The sequence below is a fragment of the Comamonas sp. B-9 genome (genome assembly GCF_000410635.1).
Taxonomy (GTDB): domain Bacteria; phylum Pseudomonadota; class Gammaproteobacteria; order Burkholderiales; family Burkholderiaceae_C; genus Comamonas.
In genome coordinates this window covers 1,278-2,731 of sequence record NZ_KE148624.1, presented here as the reverse complement: position 1 = coordinate 2,731, position 1,454 = coordinate 1,278, and the positions used below count along the sequence as shown (strand labels likewise).

Annotated in this window: 2 protein-coding genes; both read right to left on the bottom strand. The window is 68.4% G+C overall.

Features of this window, described 5'->3' with window-relative positions; all coding sequences use genetic code 11:
• A partial coding sequence (locus H928_RS0117260; RefSeq protein WP_192816994.1) for a sensor histidine kinase N-terminal domain-containing protein occupies positions 1-573 on the bottom strand: 573 nt, incomplete at its 3' end.
• A 5-nt stretch (positions 574-578) separates the two neighbouring features.
• Positions 579-1,277, bottom strand: coding sequence for a response regulator (locus H928_RS0117255; protein WP_021027624.1), 699 nt, complete (start codon positions 1,275-1,277; stop codon positions 579-581).
• Between the last annotated feature and the right edge of the window lie 177 nt (positions 1,278-1,454).

Sequence of the window (1,454 nt, the reverse complement as noted above, 5' to 3'; positions counted from 1 at the left end):
ATCGCGCAGCAGGCTGTCCCACATCAGGCTGCGCACCGTGCGCTCAATGCCGGCGCTGGTCTGCGCGGTCTGGATCAGCACGCGCCATTCCTGGCCCGTCTGGTCATGCAGCACCCGCAGCAGCGCCAGCACCCGCACCGGCTGGGGCTCCACCTCGGCGGCATAGGACACGCGCGTGCCATCCTCTGCGGCGCGAAAAGGGCGGCTGGGGTCAGCCGGGTCGTGCGCGGGCTCGGGGAACTGCGCGGCGCCCAGCAGCAGGCGCTGCTGCGTGCCATCGGGCGTCTGCAGCTGCACGCGCAAAAACTTGCGCCGGCTGCTCAGCACCTCGAACATCGAGATGATGTGCAGCGGCTCGTCCAGGCTCAGTTGGCCTTCAGCATCCCAGCGCAGGTTGTCCGACAGCGCCTGGGCCGGCTCCAGCAGGCTCTGGTCATAGGCGCGCTCCAACTCGCGTGCCAGGCTGACGCTGTCGCGCCAGCTGTCGAGCACCAGCAGGCCCATCAGCACAGGCACCAGCACCCACAGCAGGCGCAGACGCAAGCCTTTGGAAGAGCGCAGACGCCAGCGCATGGTGGTCAGGAGGAGAGCGTATGGCCCGGGCCCTTGGGCGCCAGGGTTTCGAGCATATAGCCCAGGCCGCGCACGGTCACGATGTGCACATCACCGCCAGCCAGCTTGCGCCGCACCCGGTGCAGCACCTGCTCGATGGCATCGGGGCTGACACTGCTGTCCTGCGGGAAGACCTTGGCCGTCAGCTTGGACTTGCCCACCGGCGCGCCGGTGCGCGCCATCAGCGCCTCCAGCGCCGCATGCTCACGCGGGGTCAGCGCCAGCATCTGCTCGGCCAGCCAGAAGGTACGGTGGTTGCTGTCGTAGCGCAGCGAACCGCATTGCTGCATGGCCTGCACCCGGCCCTGGCTGCGCCGGTGCAGCGCCGCCAGGCGCGCCTCCAGCTCGGCCACATCGAAAGGCTTGGTCAGGTAGTCATCGGCACCCCGGTGCAGACCTTCGACGCGGTCCTGTACCGCCCCTTGCGCGGTCAGCACCAGCACCGGCTCACGCTGGCCCTGGCCGCGCATGGCTGACAGCCAGTCAAAGCCATGCTGGTCGGGCAGCTGCAGATCGAGCACCACCACATCAAAGCGGCCATCGGGCAGCAGGCGCGTGGCCATCGCCGCATGCGCGGCATGCACCGCTTCGATGTTCGATTGCTTGAGGGCGCGCACCAGCCAGGCGGCCATCTCCAGCTCGTCTTCAATCAGCAATATGCGCATGCTTGCTCGCCAGAATTCAGGGGGCTCGGAAAACCGCGATCATACGCCGCTGGGCAGCGGTATCCAGCGCCCCTTGATCACTACTCCTGGATGGGCGATGGAATGCCGGGCGTGGGCACCGGTGGTGGTTGCACCGGGGCGGGGTCTTTGACAGGCGGGGCTTCCGGGGGCCGGGGG